Genomic DNA, 3,612 nt, shown 5'->3' on the forward strand with positions numbered 1-3,612 from the left:
ACGATCTGAAAGCCCCAGCCCAAGGAAGCGCATGAACGACAGGCGATCGTTGATCAGATATTCCGTCCGCTCATCAGACAAATTGTTCAACGTCTGGATCACCAGGATTTTGAACATCACTACCGGATTAAATGGCGGTCGCCCGCCCTTACTCCCATCTGAATAGGCCAAAGCCTGCTCCAGATCAGGGCGGAACACTTCAAAATCCACAATCCGGGAAAGCGCTTCGAGCTGATCGCCAAGCCCGCTCAATCGAGTAAGCCGCTCTTCAACATCAAAGAAACCAAGCTGCTTCATCTTCCATCATCCCCAATCAACTCAGGGGAAATGAAATCATAAAGGCACCCTCAAAACCAACGGGTTTTTCCAACCCTCCATCTGGCTCCACGGACTGGTAAACGCAGTAGACGGACTGTCCTTCGATCATCGCGTTTGGACAAGTGCATGGTCGGCTGCGGCTGGCACGGCGCATTTCGCGCTTGCGACAGCGCTAACCGCTGCACTTCTCTTCTCCGTGACACATATAAAACGTCGGGAAAGCTCTTAGCGTTGTCTGTGCCCGTCCCCGATCAGACGGCTGTGATGGGCCCTGGATAGGCCTGTACGAGCGGATCATGGGTCACCAGCAGAAGCCCCTCTACTGTCGCCTGGGCCACGAGGATGCGATCAAAGGGATCCCGATGCACATCAGGAAGCTGCCCGACCGCAATGGCATGCTGACCGGTGACGGGCAATTCCTCATAGCCGTTTTCGATCAGGCCACGTCGCAGCAGATGGGGATCAATCTGGAAGTCTGCACGTCCCAGTCCTGCCTTGATGGTGATTTCCCACAGGCTGGCAGCACTGAACACCAGAGCATTGTCCTGATCTTCCATCAGGGATCTTGCACGCACGGACAGCCTGTCCGGCTCTCCGGCGGCCCAGAGAAGGAGATGGGTGTCCAGAAGCAGCTTCATGCCGGACCGTCAAACAGAGAGATGACATCGTCCTGGCCCATGCGATCAAAGTCCTCCGGGACCCGGATCTGTCCGGCCAGAAACCCCAGACGACGCTTCTGTGTCTCTTCGGGCGCAGTAATCGGACTGACACGCACCATGGGCCGACCGGCTTTGGCAATAATGAAGCTTTCGCCCTTCATGGCGGCCTCGATCAGCCGGGACAGATGGGTCTTGGCTTCGTGAATATTGACCGTCCGCATGACAGAACCTTTCTCCTTCGCACCAGACTAACTTAGTTTTTTGAGTTTAGTTTATCAAGGCGGCGGCGCCTCAAAGCACAACGGTCTCTCGGCTCCTGCACCGTTCTGCACGAACGGTGCAATGGTCTATGAAGACCTTACTTTTTACGTCACGAAAACAACACGTTTTAGTCTCTCGAAAGGCCTTCTTCTGTCACGTTAAGACACGTCTCAGTCTCTTCTGAGACCCTCTTGTGGCACGCCAAAGACACGCTTAAGGTGTCTGCGGGAAAACCATGTCATCACGCGCATGCAGATCCGTCAGACACCCCAAGAGGGTGTGTCCAGAACGGACACACAGGAGTTGAAACCGGGACATGTCAAAAGCACTTGCAGCCCTCAAGACGCAGCATCCCTTTCGGGCTCCCCGGGCCACGGCAACACCGATCTATCGTTGGCTCTATCAAAACCATGATGCCATCGCGGAACTGCGCGAGGGGCGCCGTGTTACCTGGAAAATGATCCTCACAGCAGCTCAGGACGATGGCATTGATGTTGCGTGCACAGAGGCTGTCGCCAACACGATCCGTAAAAAATGGTCCCGGATTGTGACTGAACGGGCCCGCCAGAAGGCCGACACCACACCTAACCCGCCTGCAGAGACTGTCAGCCCTGCCCCCAGCCGTCTGCCTGCAGACTGGCAGCCGGAGGAGGTCAAACAGCAATATGCCGAGCGTGAAGATGCAGAAAGAGTGCCCCCGGTCAGAGCGCCTCGAACTATTGTCACCTCACCAGACCCAACCAGACGTCGCCCCGGGTTTCCGCCGCGTCGGCGACTGCCCGTAGAAGATGACGAAAGCATTCCTCAGCTTGGTCGGGAGTCCATTTCCCGTATTCTGGACCGAAAACATGCGGAGAAAGAAAAACGATACTGGCTTACGCCAGACTGATGTTACCGCTTGAACACTGAGTTGTTCAAATCTCGACAACGAGTGCGTCGTCAAATCCCGGAACAGAGAACAGGGGTCCGGCCGGGTTGGCGAGGACCCGGGTCCCACTGGCATGACGGTGCTCTTGCCGGGTATGGATATGGCCGTGGATCCACAGAGCAATCCGGAAGCGCTCCATAAGGCCGGACAGATCAGAGGCGAACAGCCCGGCTCCTGACTGACGGCGCAGGCTTTCCGGCAGACACGCTGCCAGAGGCGCATGATGGGTGACCACCACGACCGGCAGCCCGGACGACGTCTCTGACAGACACTGCTCAAGCCGGGCACGGTGAGCATGATGCAGGGCCGCTTCATCCCCATGCGTGATACAGCCCTCACCAGAAGGCCGCAGAACCCCTTCCCCTGTTGTCTGGTGCGGATCCACTGGCACAGGAGCCAGAGCCCCATCCGCCCAGAGGGTGAGGCCTGTGAACCGGATCCCGGCCAGCACGACCTCTGTTCCGTCCAGGAGGTGGACTGTTGTTCCGGCTGTCGCGTGTCTCAGACGCTCCTGCGTCTGAGACGGGGTCATCCCCCAGGCTTCATGGTTACCGGCGACGAACACAGCCGGACGGCCACCTGCCAGACGGTTGAGCGTTGCCACGGCTTTTTCTGGTTCGCCCCGCCAGAGATCACCTGCCGCCACCAACACATCGAACTCCGGGCGGATCGGATCATAGCCATCCGGAAACGGTACAGCCTCAAGATGGAGATCAGACAAAACCCACAGGCGGGTCATAACCCTGAACCGAATTGGTCCAGGACTACTGATTCTGTCCGGTTTTAGCCGTGTCAGGCGTCTTGTCCGTTCCCCACTGGCTCACATCATGGGCTGCTTTCCTGGTCCAGACAGCAGTGTCATGCGCCGCGTCTTTCGTTCCGGCTTTTGTGGCCTTCCAGCCTTTTTCACTTTCCCGGCCGGTCCAGTGTGCGGCTTTGGTTGTGCTGTCCTTTGTGGCATCCCATCCTTTGACGCTTTCCTTTTTGGTCCAGCGGGTCGCATCAGAGGCATCCTGACGCACGGTGGTCCAGGACTGCCGGACGCTGCGGCACAGATCGGTTTCACAGGGTTTCTCAGAGGTCTCAGCCGCCAGAGCGGCAGAAGACAGAGTCATGCCCGCCAAGAGCATGGCAGACGACGTACGGAACCGGATCGACATCAGGAGACTCCCTGTTTGTGAAAGAGATCAGAGTGACACTCTGCCATGCTTCGGACAAGGACCGCCTCAGACCCGGCTGGTAAAGCGGTCTGCAGCTTCGACAGGACGAACTGTAATATCGACGTCCCGTTGATAGATGGGGTCACGACACGAAAGTGTATTTTACGTACGCTTAGGGTGAACACCTACAGAACCGCCAGCATTGGGGTTCAAGCGACAAGCAGGGATGCAGGCACCCGAAGCGGACGTAACGCGCCCGCTTCGGGCTGCTCATCGACATTCCAGC

The 3,612-nt window shown here is 57.5% G+C and carries 6 protein-coding genes; 1 reads left to right on the plus strand and 5 read right to left on the minus strand.

The features are described from left to right. From KP705_RS15180 to KP705_RS15190, 3 genes are all read right to left on the minus strand, one after another. Positions 1-297: transposase (locus tag KP705_RS15180; RefSeq protein ID WP_215764749.1), on the minus strand; the 297-nt coding region annotated here is incomplete at its 3' end. A gap of 272 nt (positions 298-569) precedes the next feature. Next, on the minus strand, positions 570-956 hold the full coding sequence (locus KP705_RS15185) for a type II toxin-antitoxin system VapC family toxin (protein WP_086633664.1): 387 nt from the start codon (positions 954-956) through the stop codon (positions 570-572). Further along, positions 953-1,198, minus strand: coding sequence for a type II toxin-antitoxin system Phd/YefM family antitoxin (locus tag KP705_RS15190; RefSeq protein ID WP_086633663.1), 246 nt, complete (start codon positions 1,196-1,198; stop codon positions 953-955). Before KP705_RS15190 ends, KP705_RS15185 begins: the two co-directional genes overlap by 4 nt. Before the next feature lie 356 nt (positions 1,199-1,554). Between KP705_RS15190 and KP705_RS15195 the strand changes: the two genes are divergently transcribed. Continuing rightward, on the plus strand, positions 1,555-2,127 hold the full coding sequence (locus KP705_RS15195; RefSeq protein ID WP_215764751.1) for a hypothetical protein: 573 nt from the start codon (positions 1,555-1,557) through the stop codon (positions 2,125-2,127). 25 nt (positions 2,128-2,152) lie between these two features. Here KP705_RS15195 and KP705_RS15200 read toward each other — a convergent pair whose 3' ends face one another. Both KP705_RS15200 and KP705_RS15205 read right to left on the minus strand, forming a co-directional pair. After that, entirely contained in the window at positions 2,153-2,905 is a 753-nt protein-coding gene (locus tag KP705_RS15200) for a metallophosphoesterase (RefSeq protein ID WP_211510794.1), read from the minus strand. A gap of 25 nt (positions 2,906-2,930) precedes the next feature. After that, entirely contained in the window at positions 2,931-3,326 is a 396-nt protein-coding gene (locus tag KP705_RS15205; protein WP_211510795.1) for a hypothetical protein, read from the minus strand. Between the last annotated feature and the right edge of the window lie 286 nt (positions 3,327-3,612).

The organism is Gluconobacter sp. P1D12_c, assembly GCF_018812105.1.
In the GTDB taxonomy this organism is placed as follows: Bacteria; Pseudomonadota; Alphaproteobacteria; order Acetobacterales; family Acetobacteraceae; genus Gluconobacter; species Gluconobacter oxydans_A.

Excerpts from the sequence above, each read along its gene's own strand:
- KP705_RS15185 (WP_086633664.1), bottom strand. The coding sequence starts at position 956 with ATGAAGCTGCTTCTGGACACCCATCTCCTTCTCTGGGCCGCCGGAGAG.
- KP705_RS15190 (WP_086633663.1), bottom strand. The coding sequence starts at position 1,198 with ATGCGGACGGTCAATATTCACGAAGCCAAGACCCATCTGTCCCGGCTG.
- KP705_RS15195 (WP_215764751.1), top strand. The coding sequence starts at position 1,555 with ATGTCAAAAGCACTTGCAGCCCTCAAGACGCAGCATCCCTTTCGGGCT.
- KP705_RS15200 (WP_211510794.1), bottom strand. The coding sequence starts at position 2,905 with ATGACCCGCCTGTGGGTTTTGTCTGATCTCCATCTTGAGGCTGTACCG.
- KP705_RS15205 (WP_211510795.1), bottom strand. The coding sequence starts at position 3,326 with ATGTCGATCCGGTTCCGTACGTCGTCTGCCATGCTCTTGGCGGGCATG.